This window comes from Kosmotoga sp. DU53 (assembly GCF_001639905.1).
In the GTDB taxonomy this organism is placed as follows: Bacteria; Thermotogota; Thermotogae; order Petrotogales; family Kosmotogaceae; genus Kosmotoga; species Kosmotoga olearia.
Genome location: NZ_JGCK01000014.1, coordinates 59,579 through 82,364, shown reverse-complemented (window position 1 = coordinate 82,364; position 22,786 = coordinate 59,579). Strand labels below are relative to the sequence as shown.

At 40.1% G+C, this 22,786-nt stretch carries 20 protein-coding genes and 1 tRNA gene; 4 read left to right on the top strand and 17 right to left on the bottom strand.

Annotated features, from left to right (window positions below; genetic code table 11):
* The first annotated feature begins 22 nt into the window (after positions 1-22).
* From DU53_RS01900 to DU53_RS01890, 3 genes are all read left to right on the top strand, one after another.
* A complete protein-coding gene (locus DU53_RS01900) occupies positions 23-1,741 on the top strand; it encodes a M3 family oligoendopeptidase (protein WP_012744914.1) in 1,719 nt (572 codons plus the stop codon).
* 143 nt (positions 1,742-1,884) lie between these two features.
* Entirely contained in the window at positions 1,885-4,383 is a 2,499-nt protein-coding gene (locus DU53_RS01895) for a hypothetical protein (protein ID WP_012744913.1), read from the top strand.
* A gap of 16 nt (positions 4,384-4,399) precedes the next feature.
* Positions 4,400-4,702 (top strand): SprT-like domain-containing protein, encoded by a 303-nt coding sequence (locus tag DU53_RS01890; protein ID WP_012744912.1) that lies wholly within the window; start codon positions 4,400-4,402, stop codon positions 4,700-4,702.
* 5 nt (positions 4,703-4,707) lie between these two features.
* Here the strand turns inward: DU53_RS01890 and DU53_RS01885 are convergent, their stop codons facing one another.
* The 16 genes from DU53_RS01885 to DU53_RS01810 all read right to left on the bottom strand — a co-directional run bounded on the left by DU53_RS01885 (position 4,708) and on the right by DU53_RS01810 (position 21,035).
* On the bottom strand, positions 4,708-5,115 hold the full coding sequence (locus DU53_RS01885) for a methylglyoxal synthase (protein ID WP_012744911.1): 408 nt from the start codon (positions 5,113-5,115) through the stop codon (positions 4,708-4,710).
* Positions 5,116-5,174: 59 nt separating this feature from the next.
* Positions 5,175-6,569 (bottom strand): aspartate ammonia-lyase, encoded by a 1,395-nt coding sequence (locus tag DU53_RS01880; RefSeq protein WP_012744910.1) that lies wholly within the window; start codon positions 6,567-6,569, stop codon positions 5,175-5,177.
* Positions 6,559-7,788 (bottom strand): [FeFe] hydrogenase H-cluster maturation GTPase HydF, encoded by a 1,230-nt coding sequence (hydF, locus tag DU53_RS01875; RefSeq protein ID WP_012744909.1) that lies wholly within the window; start codon positions 7,786-7,788, stop codon positions 6,559-6,561. The genes DU53_RS01880 and hydF overlap by 11 nt, the downstream gene beginning before the upstream one ends.
* Positions 7,785-8,876: a [FeFe] hydrogenase H-cluster radical SAM maturase HydE gene (gene hydE, locus DU53_RS01870; RefSeq protein WP_012744908.1), complete on the bottom strand. Its 1,092-nt coding sequence runs from the start codon at positions 8,874-8,876 to the stop codon at positions 7,785-7,787. Before hydE ends, hydF begins: the two co-directional genes overlap by 4 nt.
* Complete coding sequence (locus DU53_RS01865) at positions 8,866-9,141, bottom strand: hypothetical protein (RefSeq protein ID WP_012744907.1); 276 nt, start codon at positions 9,139-9,141, stop codon at positions 8,866-8,868. Before DU53_RS01865 ends, hydE begins: the two co-directional genes overlap by 11 nt.
* Complete coding sequence (hydG, locus tag DU53_RS01860; RefSeq protein ID WP_012744906.1) at positions 9,101-10,501, bottom strand: [FeFe] hydrogenase H-cluster radical SAM maturase HydG; 1,401 nt, start codon at positions 10,499-10,501, stop codon at positions 9,101-9,103. Before hydG ends, DU53_RS01865 begins: the two co-directional genes overlap by 41 nt.
* Positions 10,502-10,719: 218 nt before the next feature.
* Positions 10,720-12,249, bottom strand: coding sequence for a YifB family Mg chelatase-like AAA ATPase (locus DU53_RS01855; protein ID WP_012744905.1), 1,530 nt, complete (start codon positions 12,247-12,249; stop codon positions 10,720-10,722).
* Between the two features lie 26 nt (positions 12,250-12,275).
* Positions 12,276-12,902, bottom strand: coding sequence for a metallophosphoesterase family protein (locus DU53_RS01850; protein WP_012744904.1), 627 nt, complete (start codon positions 12,900-12,902; stop codon positions 12,276-12,278).
* A 3-nt stretch (positions 12,903-12,905) separates the two neighbouring features.
* Entirely contained in the window at positions 12,906-13,520 is a 615-nt protein-coding gene (locus DU53_RS01845) for a hypothetical protein (protein WP_012744903.1), read from the bottom strand.
* 15 nt (positions 13,521-13,535) lie between these two features.
* Positions 13,536-13,994: a hypothetical protein gene (locus DU53_RS12680; protein WP_235599660.1), complete on the bottom strand. Its 459-nt coding sequence runs from the start codon at positions 13,992-13,994 to the stop codon at positions 13,536-13,538.
* A gap of 136 nt (positions 13,995-14,130) precedes the next feature.
* The gene (locus DU53_RS01840) at positions 14,131-15,930 is read right to left on the bottom strand and encodes an MMPL family transporter (RefSeq protein ID WP_235599659.1); all 1,800 of its coding nucleotides are present in this window, start codon (positions 15,928-15,930) and stop codon (positions 14,131-14,133) included.
* Positions 15,931-16,428: 498 nt separating this feature from the next.
* Complete coding sequence (locus tag DU53_RS01830) at positions 16,429-17,058, bottom strand: hypothetical protein (RefSeq protein WP_148207964.1); 630 nt, start codon at positions 17,056-17,058, stop codon at positions 16,429-16,431.
* A gap of 30 nt (positions 17,059-17,088) precedes the next feature.
* On the bottom strand, positions 17,089-18,312 hold the full coding sequence (locus DU53_RS01825) for a S41 family peptidase (protein ID WP_012744899.1): 1,224 nt from the start codon (positions 18,310-18,312) through the stop codon (positions 17,089-17,091).
* On the bottom strand, positions 18,296-19,084 hold the full coding sequence (locus tag DU53_RS01820; RefSeq protein ID WP_012744898.1) for a tRNA (adenine-N1)-methyltransferase: 789 nt from the start codon (positions 19,082-19,084) through the stop codon (positions 18,296-18,298). Before DU53_RS01820 ends, DU53_RS01825 begins: the two co-directional genes overlap by 17 nt.
* 1 nt (position 19,085) lies before the next feature.
* Positions 19,086-19,355, bottom strand: coding sequence for a metal-sensitive transcriptional regulator (locus DU53_RS01815; RefSeq protein WP_012744897.1), 270 nt, complete (start codon positions 19,353-19,355; stop codon positions 19,086-19,088).
* Positions 19,356-19,370: 15 nt separating this feature from the next.
* Positions 19,371-21,035: a nucleoside kinase gene (locus DU53_RS01810; protein WP_012744896.1), complete on the bottom strand. Its 1,665-nt coding sequence runs from the start codon at positions 21,033-21,035 to the stop codon at positions 19,371-19,373.
* Between the two features lie 73 nt (positions 21,036-21,108).
* Here DU53_RS01810 and DU53_RS01805 point away from each other — a divergent pair.
* A tRNA-Gln gene (locus DU53_RS01805) sits at positions 21,109-21,184 on the top strand.
* 61 nt (positions 21,185-21,245) lie between these two features.
* Here DU53_RS01805 and DU53_RS01800 read toward each other — a convergent pair.
* Positions 21,246-22,715 (bottom strand): peptidylprolyl isomerase, encoded by a 1,470-nt coding sequence (locus DU53_RS01800; protein ID WP_063727153.1) that lies wholly within the window; start codon positions 22,713-22,715, stop codon positions 21,246-21,248.
* Positions 22,716-22,786 lie beyond the last annotated feature (71 nt).

Below are 22,786 nucleotides of genomic sequence, written 5' to 3'. Positions count from 1 at the left end.
CCATAAAGAATGGGGGATAAGAATGCTTTATACCCAGGAAAAGATAACAAAAAAGCCAAGGAAATATTTTACGGAAGATCTGGATGTTATTGACTGGAAAATTGTGGAACGAGAATTTAAAGGTATTCTCGAACAGGAAATTTCTTCAGCAGATGATCTGGTGAAAATGATGGAGAAGTTCAGCGAGTTGATGAATATCATCGGCGAAGAAAACGCCTGGCGTTATATTAGAATGACACGATTTGCAGACAAAAACGAATACAGAGAAGCTTATAACGACTTTCTCTCCAATATTGTGTTGCGATCGGAACCTTACCAAATGAAAATAGCAAAAAGATTCTATGAAAGTCCTTATCGTTCTCAACTGGATTCAGAACGTTATGAGAATCTGGACAGAATTATAGCCAATAAGATCGAAATGTTCAAGGAAGAGAACCTTCCACTTAAAGCCCGGGAAGCGAAATTGGCGAGTAAATACGGTGCTATTATTGGTTCGATAACGGTTAAATTCAAAGGTGAAGAGAAGACGTTGCAACAGTTGGGGGCTTACCAACTTGATCCAGATAGGAACACACGTGAGAATTCCTGGCGGTTACGAATGCAAAAGATCCTTGAGCACAGCGTCGAATTGGACAAACTTTTTGATGACCTCAAAGAAATACGTGTCCAGCAGGCTAAAAATGCTGGTTTCGATAACTACCGCGATTACAAACATAAAGAGAAAGGACGATTTGCTTACACTCCAGATGAACTTTTCGAATTCCATGAATCTGTTGAAAAGGTGGTTGTTCCTTTCGTAACGGAGCTGAATGAAAAGAAAAGAAATAAACTTAATCTTGATAGTTTAAGGCCGTGGGACACCAGTGTTGATCCTGATGGAAAGGTTTTAAAACCTTTCAAAACGATAGATGAATTTGTAGAAAAGGCAATAAGGATACTGTATAAGGTAAAACCAGAGTTTGGTGTTAATTTGAATAAGATGTGTAATTCGGGACTTCTTGATCTTGAGAATCGTAAGGGAAAAGCTCCAGGTGGATACAATTATTCTTTGGCTGAAACGGGGGCTCCTTTCATCTTCATGAATGCGGTTGGCACTGAAGATAATGTTAGGACAATCCTTCACGAATCCGGTCATGCTATGCATTCGTTTGCAATGGCAAACGAGCCGATACATTTCTACCGTCGACCACCAATGGAGGCTTCGGAATTGGCTTCTATGTCCATGGAATTGCTCACTCTCGATCACTGGGACGAGTATTTTCCGAACGAAGAAGAGTACATACATGCAAAAAGAAGAGAACTTGAGGGAACGGTAAAATTCCTGCCATGGTGCATGATTGTAGATGCTTTTCAGCATTGGATATACACAAATCCTGAACATACACCAGAGGAGAGAACGGAATATTTCAAAAAACTCATGGACCGCTTTAACACCGGTGTGGATTGGTCGGATCTAGATAAAGAAAAAGGTGTTGTCTGGATGCAGCAACTTCATATATTTACATCGCCTTTTTATTACATTGAATATGGTATTGCACAACTTGGTGCGATTGCCATTTATAGAAATTATCGTAGAAAGGGAAAGAGAGCAATAGAAGATTACGAAAAGTTCTTAAAACTTGGTTATTCAAAACCTCTTGAAGAACTTTACAAGACCGCAGGAATAAAGTTCGATTTCTCTCAGGATTATATAGGAGAACTGGTGGAGTTCATAGAAGAAGAATTGAAACAGTTATCCTGAATTTCTCATTGATGATCAAAAAAACAAAGCTTTCTTTATCTTCAGATATACTTTAGCCCGGAGAGATTTCTCCGGGCTTGAATTATTTCGGTACTTTTCAAAAACCCCCCTTCTAATAGTATACTGTATGAGGAGGGGTGAATTTGAATAAAGCGACAATTTTACTCGCTTTTTTTGTATTGGCGTTTTCGATTGTTTTTGGTTATTCAAGTAGAGATCTTGATTGGATGGTGGCGGAATCCGAACACTTCATCTATGTCTACCATGCTGAAGCTTCTGAGCTTCTCGCCATCGTTTCGAGAATCGCCGAAGAAACCTATGTAGAGTTGCAAACCCTTTTTGGGAACATACCTCATGATAAAGTTATTTTTATATTGACAACATATGAGGATTTTTCCAATGGTTATGCCGAATCTACTGGGAGAATGCGCGTTATTTCTCTCGGAAACAATTACTATATGCGGTTCGATGAATATTGGTTGCGGACGGTTATTACGCATGAACTCAGCCATGTCTTTCATTTGAGTAGAGTTTCAAATGTACTCAAACCAATCAAAATAGCTCTTTCCAGGTTTGTTTCCCCTCAAGCGTTGAGTCCAGCGTGGTTGATAGAAGGGATCGCACAGCTGGGAAGTGAATATTGTGGAGCAGATACTTACGATCATCGAAGGCTCTCTTTTATGCTGGATCAGCTTGAATTGCCGAATCCTTTTGAGAACGAAACCATAATATCCGGATACAATCCTGTGGGAGGAGAAGCCTACTATAATTTTGGATACGCTTTTGTAAGCTATTTAGTAGAGCACTACGGAATGCAAAAATTCAGAGATTTCCTGAGACTCAGGGATGGAATTGAGGTTCTACTTGGTATCGATTACGCGTTCAAAAAAGTTTACAATAAAACTTTTGAACAGCTTAAAACCGAATTTGTAGAGGCTGAAAGAGAAAAGTACAAAGAAAAACTCAAGACAGATTTTTCCTATGTTGAGTACATTACAACGAAGGACAATTTTGTTAGCGTCGAAAAAGCTATTTTCAAAAAGGAAAATTTTTACTACCTTATTTATGATAGAAGAATGAGAATCAGCAGGATTTTCAAAGATGATGTGAATATCTTTTCTACCACAAAAAGAATTACAGATTTCTCTGCTTTAAACGGTTTTATAGCATTTACAACACTGGAAAGAGTGGGGGATACCCTTGAAAGCAGACTTTATTTTCTTGAAAACGGGAAACTGAATTTTTCCGGCATCTCCCATGTTTTGGCTGTTGAAATCCTTTCTAAGGATCTCTTGGTGATATTAAAGAATGATTTTGGCAAGCTCACCCTGAGTACTTTATCTTTGAAGAACAAGAGAGAACTCAAGATATATTCAGCACCAGATGAACTGGTGTATATAAGCCAGCTGACAGCAAACGATGGTGCCAGATTTCTCGCATTCAGAATGAATGATTCAGGTAAACACTATGTGGGAATATATAATTTTTTGCAAAAGAAACTCGAACTCTACGAAGTAAACACTGATGTTGCTCTTGGAAGCTGGAACAACGACACGTTTTTGGTAGCGCTTAGTGATAAAACCGGGACAAAGATTGGAGAATTCGATCCAGAGAACGGTAAATGTTTTGTGGTTGCTCGCTTTCCCAGGTACTGCGAGTATCCCCTCAAAAACCGGAACGAATTGTTGGTCGTTTCTCAAAATAATGGGAGAAAGCTTTTCAAAGTTGAGAAAACAAATGTAATTGAAACTATTGAGTTTATTTCAAAAAAACCAAGGGAACAAGTCAAATACGATTCTCGATTTTTAATCACAAAAAAGTATTCTCCGCTCAACAATATGCGGTTTCTCACCCTGGTACCTTATGGTAAAGGGATTGGAGGGATTTTTGAAGATTATCTTTCAACGTCCCAGGTGTTTATGGGACTTGATTTAGAGGATGGCATAAAGGATCCAGCTTTCACAGTGGGTTTGAGCTCTCGTGATTATTCAAAACTTGACTTACAAACTGATCTCACAGTCTCAGCATCAGAGCTAAGACTTTCTTTTTCAATATCCCGTGACTATGCTATTTTTAGCAATTTTAGTGTTGGGTGGGTATTGAGATACGGTATTCCATTTTACATGGTGTTCAATACGAATGCGACTTTTGCAGATTCGATAGAGTTGTTCGGTGGAGTTTCGGCTCTATCCTCTGTGATTAGTTTTAGCGGCAAACAAACTGATGATACTAACGCCTTAGAGCTTTCTCTAGCATTGAGTCTTTCCTATCGCAGGAAAAATTGGTTGATAAGCAGTCAGAATCTGAGCAGGCTCGTCCTGTTTGGCGATGCTGCCATCTTTCCAGTGAAATTCGGGAGTTTCTATTCTGAAAGTCCACTGGTATTTGCAGGGGATCTGGAATTTCAGTACCTGAATTCAAGAAGGAATCTATCTTTACCCGGTAACATTCTTGTTTTTTCGAGAGAAGGATATGGTTTTATGACTTCGACAATGATTGATTCTGAGGATTTTCAATGGCAGGTTTCTCTTTATAAATTCGAAACTTTGTATCCCTATCTTGCCTTTTCACTTGAAATCAGGTTTGGTTTTTCTTTTGGTTCTACTGGGATACTTCCATATTTCAGCTGTGAGGTGAAATGAACTGAAGAACGATGATTTGAAAATAAGAGTAAGAGAGCTTTCACTTAAGTCCTTCGGGCGATTTCTGGATATACCGGTGATTTTAAACAAACGATTGAAAAGATCTTTAGGAAGACTGGTTTATAGAAAGCGCGGAGGAAACTTTGAACCACTCAGAATAGAACTTTCTCCTGTTATTCTTGATAATGAAGAACTGTTCAATAAAACGGTTTTGCATGAACTTTCTCACTGGTTTCTCATGATCGAGGGGAAGAATTTCAGGCACAACTCCAGTGATTTCAAAAGGCTTTCAAAAGAATTTGACTTTCCTGTGAGATAATTAGCTTATTTTTCATCTTCCATATTTGTTTTTTCCATGAGAGCATTTATTTCAGCTATTAGTGCTTCAGCCGTTGCTAGATTTGTTGCTAAAGGAATATTGTGGACATCACAAACTCTCAAAAGAGCAGAAACATCTGGTTCGTGAGGTTGAGCAGTTAAGGGATCTCTGAGAAAAATTACAAAATCTATATTGTCATTCGCCACCATGGCACCTATTTGAAGATCCCCACCAATGGGACCGGATTGAACTGTGTTCACTTTCAGCTTTAGTTTATCTCTCAAAAGCTTACCTGTGGTTTTTGTGGCGTAGAGTTCGCACTTTTCGAACACATCAAGATGTTCTTTCACGAAAACGATAAGATCGATTTTTTTCTTATCGTGAGCTATAAGAGCTATATGAATTTTGTTCATTGAAATACCTCCGTAGAGCATAGAAGCTTTTTCAAGGAAATAATAACATGTTTTTCCTTTTACTCAAAGTCTTGGTGTGAAAAACCAATACCAGTGGATTTATTGGAAATAAGTTTTGCTTTGAATTTTTCAGCTTCCTCTCCCAGGGAATCCTTAACGATTTCCCACAAATTCTTTCCGGTTTTGCTTGATAACTCTATCCACTCCTGTACTTTATCATAACCATAGGTCGTTATGAGCGGAGTCAGTATTGCGGAACTGCTAAGCAAGTTTTCTCTCATTTTTTCGGGATTGGCTTCTATTTTCAAAATATAGTTTGCTAGTGAATTTGCGGCTATTGTGAGGAATCTTAAAGATTTGAGAGTGTAATGAATAATCTCGGGAACAAAGGCATTTAGTTCTAAATTTCCTGAAGAAACCGCGAAGTTAATGATGGCATCATGCCCCAGAACCGCTAATGATAGTTGTACAACATATTCTGGAATTACCGGGTTTATCTTACCAGGCATTATAGAACTCCCAGCCTGCAGCTTTGGAAGTTTTATCTCTCCGATAGCTGAACCTGGGCCGCTTCCAAGTAATCTTATGTCATTAGATATTTTTATGAGGTTTGTAGCCAGGGCTTTTAGCAAACCATGAATTTCAGCAAAGACGTCCATATTTTGGGTGGCATCTATCAGGTTCTCCGCTTTAGCTATCTTTATGCCTGAAACGGTTCGTAACGTTTCAACTATCGAGAGAACGTATTTTCGATCTGCTGCTATTCCAGTACCTACTGCCGTTCCGCCAAGATTCACCATTCTGATGCGTTCTTCAACTTTGTAAAGTCTCCAGCGATCGCGGCTAATGGCTTCTGCCATGGCGCCAAACTCCTGCCCCAAAGAAATCGGTACTGCATCCATGAGCTGGGTTCGCGCAGGTTTTATCATTTTTCTGTATTCAGCTTCCTTTTTCTGGAGGCTGTCCTGAAGGTTAGTAACATTCTCAACCAGCTGTTTTAGGAGGGCTATTGTAGCCATTTTGCCGGCTGTCGGAAAGGTATCATTTGTAGATTGATGAAGGTTCACATGATCCAATGGGTGGACAATGTACTCTCCTAGTTTTCCTCCAAGTATCTCCGTGGCGCGGTTAGCTATAACCTCATTGATATTCATGTTTATTGAGGTACCAGCACCCCCACATAACGGATCCACAACAACCCATTTCATCAAAGAACCTGATATAAGCTCATCAGCAGCTTGTATGACAGCATCAGCGATTTTTGTCTCAAGAAATCCAAGTTTTTTATTGAGGAAGGCTGCCGATTTTTTTATATAACCGTAGCATCTGATAAATTCCTCGTCAATTTTTTCACCGGTAGATGGAAAGTTCTTTAATGCCCTGGCCGTATGAATTCCCCAGTAAACATCATCGGGAATTTCAAGTTTTCCGAGTGCATCTTTTTCAATTCTCATGAGTTACACCTTCAATCTCCTCGATATAAATCGTATGGGCGTCAGGGAACGGCCTTAGAACTCTTTCAAGAACACCGTGTAAGTAAGATATCAACACTCCATAATTCACTATTGGTATTCCACGCCGACGGGCTTCTCTGATTCTCCGCATCATCATGGCTCTTGTTAAAGTACAGCCACCACAGTGGATAATAAGATCTATCTCTCCTATATCTTCGGGAAAATCCCTTCCTGCCCTTATTTCAAAAGAAAGGCCACCGCCAATATGGTTCGAAAGCCATCGAGGTATTTTGACCCTTCCGATATCCTCGACAAGAGGAGCATGGGAACAACCTTCCATGATCATTATCTTGCTCTCAGGCGTGAGTTCTTCCACTCGTTTGATTCCCTTGACCATCTCAACAAGATCACCTTTGTGCCTGGCTTCCAGTATGGAAAAAGTGGTCAGTGGAATTTCATCCGGCACATCTGCTGCGATTCTGCTTATAAGATGTGAGTCGGCGACAACCAGAGAAGGTGCCTCTTTCATCATTTGTAGAGCCCAGCGTAGTTCCCTTTCCTTAACCACGAGACATAGTGCTTCTCTATCCAGGACCTCTCTGATAGCTTCAACTTGCGGCATAATAAGTCTGCCTTTAGGTGCACCGAGATCTATTGGAACGACCAGAAGGACAGTTTCACCAGCTTCAATTAAATCGGAAAGCAGCGGTATATCCTCTTCCTGTGGAAGATTTTCACTGATGAGTCTTCGAAGATCCTCAATACCAGTTTTTTTGAGTCCTGATACGAAACAATGAGGGTAGGGAGAAACCTTTGGTTCTATCTCCGAAGTGTTCCAGGATTGATCTATTTTGTTTACTGCTATCACGAATGGTAAATCCATTTTAATGAACTGTTCTATCAGCCAATCCTCGTATTCGTTCCAGCGTTGATCTACAACCAAAATGGCAATATCTGCCTTGTACATGGCTTTTAGGGCCCTTTTCACCCTGAGTTCACCGAGCTCACCGACATCATCCACACCCGGGGTATCGACAACCGTTACAGGACCTATCGGGTGTATCTCTAATGATTTATAAACCGGGTCAGTTGTTGTTCCCGGGACATCACTTACAATAGACACATCCTGTCCAACGAGAGCGTTTATCAAACTCGACTTTCCAACGTTTCGCTTTCCGAAGAATGCAAGATACTTTCTATAACCACCGGTAGCAATCATATGATCACCTTCTTGTATTCCTCAAGGTTTTTCAGAATCCTTGGATTTAGCTTGAGGCCCATATCTTTCATTCTTTTTGCTGTTTTAAAGAAATCAACTTTGATTTTATCAGAGTAAATCGTGTAGTTTTTCCTGTACTTTTCCGGTGTGAAATTGCACATTATAACGTTACAACCAACTTTGAATCCTTCAAATTGCAGGTCTTCATCGATAGTTCCCAACGCTGTGGTGGACGGCATGAAAACCTTTGGAATGCATAATCTTACAGCTGCATAGGTATTCAAAGTGAGTTCAGGGTCTCCGTAAGGATGATTTTCGAGAGGTGTTCCTTTGGCTGGTATAAAAGGCCCAAGGCCGACCATCCTGACGCCGGAATCCCTCAAGAAAAGAACGTCATCGGCTACATCTTCTATGGTTTGTCCTGGAAGGCCTATTATATTTCCTGAACCGGCAATATATCCGATAGAGACAGTGTAGAGAAGGAGGTCTATCCGCTTGTCGTAATCATCATCAGGATGCACACTTTCGAATATTTTCCTGTTCATCGTTTCGTGTTTCAACAAGGTTTTGCTGGCGCCTGCAGCTTTGAGCTTTAAGTATTCGGTTTTTGGTCTTTCGCCTATGGAGAGAGAAACAGGGAGATGTGTTTCTTTTTTGATACGTGAGACAATCCTTTCCAGTTTTTCTATATCGTAGTAAGGATCTTCTCCAGATTGAAGTATTATCGTATCCACTCCAATGGGAAGCATCGTTTTTGCAATCTCTATGATTTCTTTTTCTGACATTCTGTAACGGGGGATTTTATTTGCAGCACGTATCCCGCAGTAGTCACAGTTTTTTCGACAGTAGTTGGAAAACTCTATAACTCCTTTTATGAAAAACATCTCACCGACGTAGTCTTTTCTAATAGCATTTGAGAATTCAAAGAGCAGTTCCCTGTCTTTTTCCCCTCTTTCTAGCGACAGGATATAGATTATCTCTTCTTTTGATAGTTCTTCTTCTGTTAGAACTTTCTTGACGATTCTCTGTAGCTCTTTAGAACCTTCAACCTCAATTTTTTTCGCGATATCAAATCTACTACTCGCCATCATTTTCCCTCAACTTTCGCATAATTTCCTGCTGTAGTTTTTCTTTCTGAACTTCCGATAGGTTTTCGGCGAAAACCGCGTATTTTCCAAACTCCAAAACTATTTCTACCGGAACATATTGTTCCTCGCCGAATCCCTTGATATAGGACCAACGTCTGCCAAATTTTTCGGCTATCCATACTTTTGTATCTTTATTTGCGAACCTTTCTAGAATTTCTAAGATCTTAGAAATACAGATCTCTTTCTCCATTGAGAACTCTCTCATAGTACCGCCTCAGGGTTTCTTTTAATTTCTCATCCTCGACGTTGTTTATCTCTTTTTTTATCAGTTTGCTGCCTACTTCCTTTGTTTCCTCTGAAGCGTAATCTGCCAGGTACTCGGCGAATGTAAGGACAGCATTTGGTTGGCAGAAGCGTTTAACAAATCCAGGGATAGCAAATTCCATAAAGTGTTCGCCAGTTCTACCTAATCTGTAGCAGGCTGTACAAAAAGAAGGGATGTAACCTTCCTGTGCGAGTTCCTTTATAACGACATCCAACGGTCGCGTGTCCCCAAGGGTAAATTGGGATTTTTTATAAGCTTCTTTATCTTCTTTAGAATAAGCCCCTATTCCGATATTTGAACCTGCATCTATTTGAGATACCCCAAGTTTTAAGACTTCCCTGCGTATCTCTATGGGTTCTCTCGCTGTGAGGATCATGCCAGTATAAGGCACAGCTAATCGCAAAGTAGCGACAAGATGTTTGAAATCCTCATCATTTACGGAAAACGGTGGTTTCGAGGAGATAGGAGTTCCTATTGCTGGTTCGATTCTTGGGAACGATATCGTGTGCGGCCCTACTCCAAAACGTTCTTCAAGATGTATTGTGTGATAAAGTAATCCCATAACTTCAAATTTCCAATCGTAAAGTCCGAAAAGAGCACCAATTCCAACATCATCTATCCCTGCTTCCATGGCTCTGTCAAGACCGTATAACCTGTAAAGATAATCGGCTTTTGGTCCTGTTGGGTGCATTTTTTTATATACTCCAGGGTGGTAAGTTTCCTGGAAAATCTGATAGGTTCCAATCCCGGCTTCTTTAACTTTTTTATAATCCTCGACCTCTAACGGAGCTGCATTGATATTAACACGCCTGATTTCGCCATTTCCTTCTTTGATGGAGTAAACGATTTCGACGGTTTTTGCTATGAAATCCGCATTGTAATCAGGGTGTTCTCCATAAACGAGTATCAGCCTTTTGTGTCCCCTGTTTACAAGGGCTTTCGTTTCGAGTTTGAGTTCATCGAAATTGAGTGTGCGCCTTACAACCTCCTTGTTGCTAACCCTGAAACCACAGTAGACACAATTGTTGATGCACTTATTTCCGATGTACAATGGTGCAAAAAGGACAATTCTGTTCCCATATACCCGTTTTTTCAGTTCTCTTGCACCTTCGAAGATTAGTTCTCTCAGTTCAGGATCTCTGACGTTCAACAATGCTGCTACCTCGTCTGGATTCAGTCGATTTTTGTCGAGAGACTTTTGAATTATTTCCTCGATTCTTTCTCTACTGGGAAAAGAATTTTTCTCCAAGTGCTCTTCGATTTCTTCAACGTTGATGAAACTTCTCACTTCCGTTCTCATTGTTTACCCCTCCAAACAAAAATCCCCGGCAAAGCCGGGGATGGATTATCTTCAAAGGAACTAATTTAGTTCCTATTGAATTCATTTTTCCGATCCACCCCTCGGCTTCAGGAAAACTCCCTTGGCCTCAGGATATACGTTGTCCTTTTCAATATACGTTACTTTTTTCACAAATATTCTAACATAACAATGTTACTTCAGGGTAACCCGAGGGTTTTCTAAAAGCTAAGTTCTCTCTTGCGGTACTGAATAGCTTCTGCAAGATGTCGTGGAAACACGTGTTTCTCTTCTTCTATATCTGAAATGGTTAAAGCAACCTTGAGTATTTTGTCTATGCTTCTGCCGGTTAGTTTCAATTTATCGACAGCAGCTTCGAGAAGTTTTTTCCCTTCACTATCAAGATCTACAATTTCTTCGAGTTGCCTATGATTTAACTGACTATTGCTAAAGATCTTGTATTTTTTCAGGCGGAGGTTTTGGCGCTTTCTGGCGCGCTCTACACGTTCTCGAATCGTTTTTGTACTTTCGCCAGATTTTACGCTGGAATATTCGCTGAATTCCAACCGGGGCATATCGACGAATATATCGATTCTGTCTTCAATTGGACCAGAGGTTTTTTTGTTATAACGTTTTATTTCGTGCCAGGAACAGGTACACTCGTGGGTTTTGTCTCCATACCAACCACAAGGGCACGGATTTTGTGCTGCCACGAGCATGAATCTGGCCGGATAGGTAGCAGAAATTTTTGCACGGGATATTGTGACTTCACCATCTTCTAGTGGTTGTCTGAGAGCTTCCAGTACATCTCTCCTGAATTCAGGGAATTCATCCATAAAGAGAATTCCGTTATGTGCCAGGCTGATCTCGCCGGGCTTTGCATCGCTTCCACCACCTATTATAGATGTGGTCGAAGCGGTGTGATGAGGGGCACGAAATGGCCGTTTTGTTACCAGACCTTTTCCATTCAGAAGTCCAGCTACACTGTATATGATGGTGGTTTCCATAGCTTCTTCCAGTGTAAAAGACGGAAGAATTCCTGGCATTCTGCGAGCAAGCATCGTTTTTCCACATCCTGGAGAACCTCGAAGAAGCAAGTTGTGACCACCAGCGGCAGCTATTTCAGCTGCTCTTTTGGCGAACTCCTGTCCCTTTATGTCAGAAAAATCTTCTGAGTCAGTTGCTTCAAAGGTTGGTTCTACATAACTTAAAGGACTCTTTTGTATATCGCCATTTAACATCAATACCAGTTCTCTGATGTCTTTTACTGTGTAAATTTCTATACCTTCAACCGTAGAGGCTTCATGAGTATTTTCAGTAGGAAGAATAAATTTGACTGCCGCAGCGTGCTTTCCGGAAAGTTGCAGAAGAACAGGAAGAACCCCCCTGATCTTTCGTACAGAACCGTCAAGCCCCAACTCTCCGAAAAATATATAATTATCTGTTGAAGAATTGATAATACCATTAGCTTTCAGGATTCCAACAGCTATGGGAAGATCTAGATAAGAACCCTCTTTTTTTACATCGCTTGGAGCAAGATTCACGGTTATCCTTCCGTTGGGAAAAGAGAACCCGGAATTTTTGAGGGCACTTTTGATGCGTTTCTTACTTTCTTTGATAACGGTATCGCCAAGGCCGACGATGTCTACATCTTGAAGAATCGCTTTTTTGTCCAGATCCACCTCCACGAGTATTTCGATGGCCTTAAGTCCCTGCATCGTGACACTTTTTACTTTTGAATAATGACTCATCCTATCCCCCCCAAAAAACATCCACGTTAGAAGATAGACTTAACTGAGAAGAAACACATGTCATCCAACCTAAGAGCGGTTAGCTTTCCACCATAAACACATCCGGTATCAATACCAATCTTGTCCTTCATAATCAGAGGTTCCTGGAGAACTGGTGTGTGACCAAAAATGACTACTTTGTCTTTTACTGGCCATTCAGCGTATATAAATTCATCTCTTATCCATAGAAGATCTCCGTCTTTTTGCTTGTTTAACGGAATACCCGGTCGAACGCCCGCGTGAACGAAAACATATTCATCGGTTTCATGGAAAAGGATGGTTTTCTCGAAGAAGCGAATGTGTTTCTCTGGGATTTTATCTATCCCACCATAGCTGTTTATCGTATATTCCATTCCATTAAAATGCCACAACTTTCTTGTTTTTCCACCGTTCAGGTAATCGAGCAACATTTGCTCGTGATTACCACGAATGAAAATACATTTTCGACTTCTGGATAATTTTATAAGAAAATCGACTACTCCTTTTGAATTGGGGCCTCTGTCGATATAATCTCCAACGAATATCAACATATCAGTGCGCGAAGGATTTATTTTTTCTATGAGCTTTTTAAGACTTTCGAGGCAACCGTGGATATCGCCTATGGCATAAATCATGTATCAGAATACTCCCAGCATTGTAATTTTCCATACTATAGAAATCACGATGCCCACTGTGGGACTTATGAACCACTCGATCTTTTTTTCTTTGGAAAAAATCAAGCGATATACCAGACCTAAAAGGATAGAAATTGCAACCCATTCATAATGACCTGCGAAGGTGAATATAAATATTACGAGTCTTTCAGAGATTCCAACGGTGTCGGTAGCGTTCCTGTCGATTATTCCCTTTCTCAGAAAATACGTTACGCCAACAGTAACCACAAGCATCCCCATAAGATACCATGAAAATTCCGGGGTAATATAGGATGTTTTCAAAAGATCAGCAGAAAGAAACGACAACAGAATGTAAAATCCGATAGAAAGCACCTCGCTTAGATCGTTCCCGAGTCTTATTCTTAGAAATCTCAGCGCTATTTCCCATACAAAGGCACCGATAAGAAGAAGCAATCCGAATGCATTTCCGAGAAAACGATCAAAAGTAAAAGCGAGAAAAACCAGGAAAACCCAGATAAGGTGTTTTATCCACCCGGTTTTTGCTAAATCACCAAGCTTATAATTGTTTACGAAAGCGTGGTCGGCAACAAGATAAGCAACAAGCAGGTGTAAAGGCATATTCTAACCCTCCATTCAACGTTCTTTATTCCATGGTAGCACAGGAATAGCAAAGGCTGCAACCAGCAAGGCAAGGAAAACCCCAACGGTTAGAGTCAAACCGAAGTTTCTCAATAGTCTACCTTCGGCCAGAGAAAAACTGAAGAATGCGAGCATTGTTGTAGCTGAAGACATTGTTACTGATTTCAGTGTACGCCCGGCTTCAAAAAGATTGTACGTTGTAGAAGAGTGGATCATGTGAACCAGGGAATCGACTCCAATACCGATAATCAGTGGAGCGGTGATTATAGTTATAAAGGTGGTTTTAATTCCAATTAGATTCATGATACCGAACATTGAAAGTAAAATGCCTATCATCAAAAAGGTAACTTTCAATCCGTCGAAAATATTCTTTCTTTCTAAAGATACAATCAGAAAAACAAGCAATATCGCAACACCAGAAACCGGTAAAGACACTTTCTTTATGATATCCATTATGTAATAAAAGATTCTTGGATAACCCTCTACTCTTTCTACCAGCTCCCCAAGGCTATCAAAGAAACGTTTGATGAAGTTACTGGAATAAAGATGTGCTGCGGGATACGCAGTAACTATGTAATATTTTTTCCCGTCAGGAGAGAGATATATGAATTGCTTTTTGTAGAGATTCCGGGAGTGTCTCAGAGATAAAGTCTATCAATTCTTTTCCAGATTCGATCTTTTCGGATTCGTCTAACAGCACAAAGAGTTCGTCATAATAATTTGCTTTTTTCAGGAATGCTTCCATTAAAGGATTCCCTCTGAATCTATCCAGCGTTCGAACCACTTCTTTAAACTGCTTCATGTATTCATCACTATCTTCTTTAAATATGGTAAGGATGGAAAAGCTTCCCTCGACGTATTCATTTTCATCGAGAATTCGCGAGATTTCCTCCACTTGTTCTATATTGTCTGCCAGTATTGGTACAGAATTGGTGACATCGGCTTTGAAGACCCGCTCAAGAAGGTGCAAAGTGCTCAGCATTTCAGATTCTTCGGACATCAATCCAGGCGGGGTATAGGAGAAATTTGAAATACTGACAAATCCTATATAACTGAAGATCAATAAGATTGTAACTATAATGCTTAAGGATATCATGGAATATCGTTTTACAACTGCAGAGGTAGCATAGAAGAATCGATCGAGAGAGTGAATCTTCATTACTTTACCTGGTTTCAAAAAAGAACCGATTGATAGTGCCGGTAAAAAGATATACATGGTAATAAAAAACACGAAAAGCCCAACGGAGGTTAAAATACCGAGTTCTCTAATGGCTGGAGAATCTATAATAGCTAAAAGAATAAAGACCAAGATCGTTGTCAAAAGGCTTACCAGGAGAGGTTTGGTGACAGCGTAGTAGGTATGCTTCAACGAGAGCACAGGGTCTCTGCGCCGTTTTACTTCATCCGATAATCTTGTTATTATGTGAATTCCATAGTCAATACCCAAACCGAGAGTTATAGCGTTTACGAACGTCGTGACTATGTTCAATCTTCCGAATATCAAAAATGCGAGCCCGAGTGTGGTAAACATAGATGTGGCAAGTGAGATAAAGATGTACATAGTAACTTTAAAGCTTGAATAGGCCAGATAAAAAAGCAAGGCGATACCGATCAAAGACACTATTGTAGTGACCATAAAATCTCTGCTTGCCTGTTTATGTGACTCATAGGTTGCTTGGTGATCCCCTGTCAGGTTAAAGCTTATATTGTATTCACTTATTTCACTCTTCACCCATTTTCTCAATTGAGGTATAACCAGATCAACGTAATCAACATCAGATGAAGGACCATCAAGCTTGATCCCCATGACAAGGATCATGGGGTCATTTTCAGGAAATTCTGATGGTATCCTTACAAAACTTTCAAAGGTCGTTGTGGAATCACTCAAAATCTTATCCTTTAACTGTAATGTTTCGGAGAAAGCGATACCGATATCGTGAATAGCCGAAAAGTCGTAGTTCACCAGGCGTTTAAACTCATCAGAAAAATCAAATTCTTCGGGAGATAGCTCTTTAAGAACCGAAGGATCGACCAGAACGAGGCTCAGAGCACCAAGGTTTGATAATAGATCGAATCTAATAAAGTCTTCTATATGTGGAAAGGTGTAAGAATCCTGATACAGCTTTTTGGCAGCTGCTTTTAGTTCGTCAAGCCCTTTTTGGGTTTTGTTGTTGGTTTTTAAAACTATAAAGGTAACATCGTTTGTACTACTCCACTTAACAAAATTCTCGTATCTTTTCACAACGTCGCTTTCCCGTGGAAGTAACTTCAGGAGATCAGAATCAACCACAAGATTCGTTGAAAGGTAGAATCCTATTGCTGATATAACGACGAAAAACACTACTATCGGTACGCGATACGTGAAAACGAATCTGCTTAGTTTTTGCATAATGATCACCACAGAAAAATAAGCCAGAGGATTGATATCACCCTGAGGCTTTTAAATATTAGCATTGTCATGAGAGATTTCGTCATATCGGCTTTTGTATTGAGTTTAACAGCGAGATATTCAAGGTAAAAGGACCATCCGATTAATACAAGGAAAAAACAACTTCCCATGTTGCCAAAAAAAAGACTGATAGGAGTAAAAACGTATGGAAAATAGCTCAGAATCAGCGAATAACGGAATTTTTCGATCAAAGGTTAAAAGGATAAAATAAATTCCTGCGGTACCGAAAACGTAGAAGATTACAATCATGACAAAGATAATGAAAGCTTTTACGCCAAGAATTTCATAACCGGTTAGTGAAGACAATCTCTTTGAAAATTGGAGATGAAATGGGATAAAAACCCCAACGATGAAAAGCAATGTTATCAAAGAATAGATGTTGGATTTTTTCATAGCTCGTCTGGGCCTGAAAATCAGATCAAAGAATATCTCCATGGTTCACCTCAGATAGTCTTTTGCTGGTAAAGCCAGCAGACTGTATTTCTGGAGGGTGGCTTCAAGATTTTTAAGTTCATTCTCAGATGAATATACAACAATAGGGGCTTTTCCTTTTAATACAGACATAACTATCTTACCAGGGCTATCGTCTTCAAGAACGTAATATTCTGGCAGTTCTGCGGTATCAAAATCATCTTCATTTACAGGAATATACCCGGGAATATATCGAACGATGAAAGCCCCCAATCTTATTTCGCTAAATTCAACATATCGCTTCCCAAAGAACTTCAAGTATTCCTGTTTTTTTTCGCCTCTGGCCCCGATTTCCATTACTAAACGGTTTATGATAGCTTCGTATATCTCTATATCCGGGGTGCATAACTCAACGGTTGTATCACTGATCTGCAGGTGCAATTTGTCAAATTGCCTGTCTTCAATCCATTTCAGTACTGAAACCAGAATTCTATTCCTCTCAAGCTTTTTTTTGAGTTCGTCAAAAACCGGTTTGAAAAAGTTTCTTGCCTTAAAAACCGGTACGGGATAGCGTTCTATTGTATTGTTTATCGTTAAAGCCTTTGAACTTGTGATTACAATAACCGAACCAAAGGTTATTGCAAAAATTCCTATCAACAAAACATAAGCTAGGGGACGCATAGAAAATTATTCGGCACCACCAAGTTTGTCTGCAATGATTTCGAGGGCGGTTTTCAGCTGTACATCGGTTTCAGGGTCAAGTTGAACCTTTGATACCGTTAGTTCCCTGCCGTCATTTGTGCTTGTTTCAGAAGCCTCCACAGTTATGTCAGGTTCTATTCCCTTCAAATGTATATCGGAACCCGAGGGGGTGAAGTAATGTGCTGTTGGGAGCCATATTTCGCCGCCATTTGAAAGGTCATAAACGGTTTGAACCGCCGCCTTTCCAAAGGTTTTTGTACCAACAACGGTGGCTATTTTGTGATCCTTCAGAGCTCCTGTCAGTATTTCGGAGGCAGAAGCGCTTCCCCCATTAACCAGGACCACTATAGGCTTACCCTTTATAAAATCACTAAAATTGCTTCCCCAGGATCTGTAAATTCTTTCTTCTCCGTTTCTATCACGGATTGTTATGACAGGCAAACCTTCCGGGATAAGAAGACTCGAGATGTTCAAAACGCTTCCAAGCAAACCACCCGGGTTGTTTCTGAGATCGATAATGAGTCCATCTGCTTCCAGAAGAGAGAACATCGCTTTCTGAAACTCATTGTAAGTGGGTTCGCTGAAATGCGTTATTCTTACGTAACCGATTCTATGGTTGTTGTAGTCTATCGCTGAATATTTAACCGTTTTAATTTCGATTTCTGCTCGGGTTATCGTGAACACAAGGGGTTCATCTTCGCCTTTTCTATAGACCTTAACTGTGACATCTGTTCCTGGTTTTCCACGAAGAAGATTTACTGATTCGTAATATCCTGTCTCAGATACTTTATGGCCATCTACTTCAAAGATTATGTCTCCCACCTTTAAACCAACCCTTTCGGCAGGGCTCCCAACCATAGGTGCTACAACTTCAAGAGCGTCGTATTTTGTATTGTATTGGACAACGGCACCTATACCACCATATTTGGACTCTGTATCTATCTTGTTCTCGGTTTTTTGTACCGGTGTAAAATACCACGCGAAAGGATCATCCAGTCCTTTCATTACCCCTTTGAGTGTTTCGTCAAGAACCTTATCGTAATCAACCTTTTCTATGTCATAGTAACTATGCTGCACGTAAGAGATGATTTCGAATACCGGCTGAAATTTGTTGAGCATCTCGTCGTATGTCAACGCTTTAAATGCGCTGAGAACAAAAACAACAGCAATAATCCCGACAATAAGTACACTTTTAACGATTCTCTTCATACCTGACTCCTCCCTCATTTACCTTGATTCCAAAAACCATGTATGTGGTGTGGCCTACCATCCTGTCTTCGGGTCTAAAACGCTCCGGATTGAGCTTCATTTTTCTGATGAATGTTTCCCAGATCTCCACTTTTATTACCGGTAACCTTCTCAATTCTCTGAGCACATCCTGTACCTGATTCGCCGTTGGACAGACAACACAAAACCGACCTCCACCAATGAGCGAGTTACTGACAGTTTTTAGGTGTGGAACAGGCTCCGGTACATCGAGAAAAAACGCATTCACATTGCTTTCATCTATTCCTTCGGAGATATCTTTGAGTTTGAAAACCACATTTTCTGAATGGCCAAAGCATTCAACGTTTTCTTTAGCCAGTTTGTGAAACTCCTCCCTTCTTTCGTAAGAAACAACCCTACCATCCGGTGCTACAGCTCTTGCAAGGGCCGAGGTCATCGAGCCACTCCCGGAACCGCATTCAACAACAAGATCACCATTTTTTACATCAAGCATCAAAAGGATAAATCCCATATCCTTGGGATAAACGATTTGCGTTTTCCTTTTGAGCGAGAATATGTGATCGACAATCCCTATATTAAGTATATACGCTGAGTGTTTCCGTAAGCTTATGCTATCACCGTATTCCTTTCCGACAATATCTTCGTGAAAAATATTTCCGAAATGGGTTCCCAGAAATTTTCCCTCTTCAAGGGTGATTATATACTCAGAGCCATCTTCTAAATAGATTAGAACCTTATCACCATATTTAAGCAAACTATAACCTCCTGAACTTCAGAAGAGTCTCGATTAAGTTATCAAGTTCTGCTATATCCTTTTTTTCGCTTATTTCCATAAGGCATTGATGGGCATAGCCTTTAGCGATCATTTCAGATACTTTAGAAAGAGCTGACATCACAGCGGACACCTGAGTCATTATATCGGGGCAATTTCTATCCTCTTCAATCATTCTCTGAAGTCCTCTGATTTGCCCTTCTATTCGTCTTAGACGTTTGATGAGGTCATCTTTTGAGATGTTCTCGTTCACCGTGTCCACCTCACTTTAATACTTGAAAGAACTCCCTCCGATGAATTCCCTGATTATGGAAGTTCTCGGAATTTCTTCAAGATTGGTTATTGGTAAAAAGTAATCTATAAATCTCAGCAAGCGTTTTACCTCTGAATATTCAGGGACGCTGTTGTCTATTTCTAAGAGTAAGGGTTCTGCGAACATTTTCAATACAGCTAGTTCGTAAACCAGTGCTGAGTTGAACATTACATCAGCTTCTTCCTGGAATGGGAAAATATTTCTCTCCTCTCCTCTTCTCACACTACCCCACATATGTATTGTTTGTTGAGCCGGGTGGCCCCGGAATTTGTGATCGCGAACAATTCTCCTTAAAAGTCTGACGTCGGTTGTTGGTATTCGGTTCATGTCATCAAGGTTCATCTGTGTTAGAGCACTGACATAGACCTTGAACTTCTTTTCCCGTGGAATGGAACTTGTAAGGAGTTCGTTGAGTCCGTGAATGCCTTCTACAATAATCGGTTGATCTTCTTCGATTTTCACGGTTTCATCTCTAAAGTATCGACGACCTTCCTTAAAATTGAAACGAGAAAGGTGGACCTCTTTACCCGCGAGCAGTTCGGTCATCTGCTGATTAAATAGCTCCAGATCAAGGGCATATATGGATTCGAAATCATACTCGCCGTTCTCATCTTTCGGTGTCTTTTCTCTGTCAACGAAATAATCGTCGAGAGAAATCTGAACGGGTCTCAATCCATGAACGCGCAAATGGATCATTAGACGTTTCGAAAAGGTTGTTTTTCCTGAACTTGAAGGTCCAGCGATTAGGATCAACCGGGTTCCTTTTCTATTAACTATTTTATCAGCAATGTAAGCTATTTTCTTCTCGTGAAGAACCTCGGCTATTTTTATCAGTTCAGCTATGCTGTCAGGACCTTTTGCTATTATCTTGTTCAGTTCTCCAACAGTTTTGACATTTAAGATTTTCCCCCAGTGTTCATGCTCCATGAATATTGAGGCCAGCTTTGGCTGATCAACAAACGCTGGAACTTTGTTTGGAGATGAAGGGGTGGGAAGGTTCAGAATGAAATATTCTCCATAGGGCAAGAGTTCAAAGTGTTTGAGACAGCCCGTGGACATGGGCATATAACCGTAGAAATAATTAAAGTAGTTATCACATTTATAGATGTTTACGGTACTCTTTTTTCTGTACTTGAACAACAAAGATTTTTCCATCTGTTGATCTAGTTTGAACAGTTCGATGGCTTCAAATTTATCGATGGTTTCTTTTGAGAAAGGGAGATCCTGTTCAACGATATCTCGCATCTTTGATTCTATTTTCTCAAGTTCTTCCTTTCCCACGTTTTTTCCAACGACCTCGCAAACCAGGCCGGAACCCAGCGAATGGTGGACGTAAAGCTTGACTTTTCCAAGAACCTCCCTGACAGACATAAAGAGAATGAAAAGTATTCCTCTTGTGTAGATTCTTATACCATCGATGTTGGAAAGATCAATAAAATCGATTACCGCGTCTTTTTCTAGCTTTCTTCGCAACTCAACAAGGGAGTTCTCCATTCTTGCAGCCATTATGGGAGAATCGTAGTGCTTTTGAAACCTTTCGGCGAGTTCATAAAAAGCTATTCCCTTCGGCACCTCAATTTCGGTGTTGAGTTTGTTGATTTTAACTTTGATATTTTCCAATTTATTCACCCCCATGGTCAGGTTATTGCGTTCTTGACAGTATCATTTAGCAATGCTACAATTAGTTTTGCATTGGGGCGTAGCCAAGCTGGTAAGGCATCAGACTTTGGATCTGACATCCGGAGGTTCGAATCCTCCCGCCCCAGCCAAAAAACAAAAAGCACGTTTAGAAAAATTCGGGGTGGCTTTCAGGCCACCCCGAATTTTTTATTACTCAGTGGCCGGTGGGGTTGTTTCTTGCTGAAGTTCTTCAATTTGCTTTTCTACGAATTCAAGCTTAGACGCAACATCATTATCGTTTGGGAGAAGTTTTTTCAGCTCGTTTAGATAACGTTTTTCACCTCTCAAGTACAGTTCAACCAGGATGTTGTTTTGATCCGGCAAGGATGCTAATTTTTCGTAAGCATCCACAAGCAGGTAAAGGGCTGAAACCTTCAAATCTGTTGCCGCATTGGTTGCATTTATAATTTTGGTATTCAAATCCCTCTCTATCTTCTGCAGCGGATAGTCTATAAGAAACATTCTCGCATTATCACCAAGTTGCTGTTTGTAATAATCAAGATAACTCTGTAAAGTGCTTGGACTATCCAGTAATGGTTTTAAATTATGAGTGTACACACCTTCATTGTATCTTAGGACAACCTCTGGATTTTCAGAATCGACACGATACATGTAGTTCAATACCTCGAAGGAATAGGGCATCATGTTGTAAAGAAACTTCACGGCTGTAGCAAATCTGCTGTTCAGTTCGTCAAATTCCTTTTGTTTTGTTTCCAGTAATTCATTCACAGAATTTATATCTTCGCCGTACTTAGATTGATATTCCTTCAATTTTTTTGCGTCGCTGTATAGATCTTTCAACTTCGTATCTGTGCTGTCATTGAGTTCTGATAGTTTTTTCTCAATCTCTTCATTACTCAAGGACAAAATAGTAGCAGGTGTGGTTTCGCTCAACTTTTTCATTTCTTTAAGGTCGTTGAGTTCATATTTCAGGTTGTTTAGTTTTTCATCTGAAAGTTGCACAAAGATTGCAATTGGCAAATAACTACCTTCAACCGAAATTCCACCACTTTCGTTGAAAATGGTGGTACTCAATTTTTTGAGATATTCATCGGTATTTCCAGCATTCTGGACTTTTTTAAATTCGTTGTAGATTTTCAATTCTTCGTCGTTTATAACATATCCGAATTTTTCGTTATTCTTGTAATTCTCAAACCATTTTTTAAATTCGTCACTTTCATAATCATTTTTGAACTGATCGTAAGCGCTGCTTGACTTAAGTTCATCGAAAGTATCGAAAACTGTTTTGGTTGCAACTTTTATCAGATGGAAACCGTATTTAGTCTCAACCGGCCCAACAATTTCTCCGGGGGTTGCTGAGAAAGCAGCATCTTCGAATTCCTTTACCATCTGTCCGTGTCCAAAACTTCCAAGACTTCCGCCCAGAACAGCTGAATTCCTATCGATAGAAAATTCACTTGCTGCATCTGAAAAATTAATTGCACCGTTTAAAAGCTCATTTTTTAGTTCCAGAGCACTGGCTTCTGAAGTCAAGAGTATGTGACTTGCTTCAACCCGTTCGTATTTGTTCTTTATCTCATCTTTGTTTTCCTCAAAATAAGTCTTTAGTTTTTGATCAACATCTTTCAAGACATCGTTCTGAACCTTTTCCTTTAACACTGAAGGGAAAATACTTTTTCTGACCTTTTCCTTGAAAGCCTCAACAGAACCGTAATATTGCTCTATTTGTG

Excerpts from the sequence above, each read along its gene's own strand:
- DU53_RS01845 (WP_012744903.1), bottom strand. The coding sequence starts at position 13,520 with ATGCCTTTACACCTGCTTGTTGCTTATCTTGTTGCCGACCACGCTTTC.
- DU53_RS01825 (WP_012744899.1), bottom strand. The coding sequence starts at position 18,312 with ATGAAGAGAATCGTTAAAAGTGTACTTATTGTCGGGATTATTGCTGTT.
- hydF (WP_012744909.1), bottom strand. The coding sequence starts at position 7,788 with ATGATTGCTACCGGTGGTTATAGAAAGTATCTTGCATTCTTCGGAAAG.
- DU53_RS01850 (WP_012744904.1), bottom strand. The coding sequence starts at position 12,902 with ATGATTTATGCCATAGGCGATATCCACGGTTGCCTCGAAAGTCTTAAA.
- DU53_RS01855 (WP_012744905.1), bottom strand. The coding sequence starts at position 12,249 with ATGAGTCATTATTCAAAAGTAAAAAGTGTCACGATGCAGGGACTTAAG.
- hydG (WP_012744906.1), bottom strand. The coding sequence starts at position 10,501 with ATGAGAACGGAAGTGAGAAGTTTCATCAACGTTGAAGAAATCGAAGAG.
- DU53_RS01900 (WP_012744914.1), top strand. The coding sequence starts at position 23 with ATGCTTTATACCCAGGAAAAGATAACAAAAAAGCCAAGGAAATATTTT.
- hydE (WP_012744908.1), bottom strand. The coding sequence starts at position 8,876 with ATGGCGAGTAGTAGATTTGATATCGCGAAAAAAATTGAGGTTGAAGGT.
- DU53_RS01880 (WP_012744910.1), bottom strand. The coding sequence starts at position 6,569 with ATGAGAATTGAAAAAGATGCACTCGGAAAACTTGAAATTCCCGATGAT.
- DU53_RS12680 (WP_235599660.1), bottom strand. The coding sequence starts at position 13,994 with ATGGATATCATAAAGAAAGTGTCTTTACCGGTTTCTGGTGTTGCGATA.
- DU53_RS01885 (WP_012744911.1), bottom strand. The coding sequence starts at position 5,115 with ATGAACAAAATTCATATAGCTCTTATAGCTCACGATAAGAAAAAAATC.
- DU53_RS01865 (WP_012744907.1), bottom strand. The coding sequence starts at position 9,141 with ATGAGAGAGTTCTCAATGGAGAAAGAGATCTGTATTTCTAAGATCTTA.
- DU53_RS01840 (WP_235599659.1), bottom strand. The coding sequence starts at position 15,930 with ATGCAAAAACTAAGCAGATTCGTTTTCACGTATCGCGTACCGATAGTA.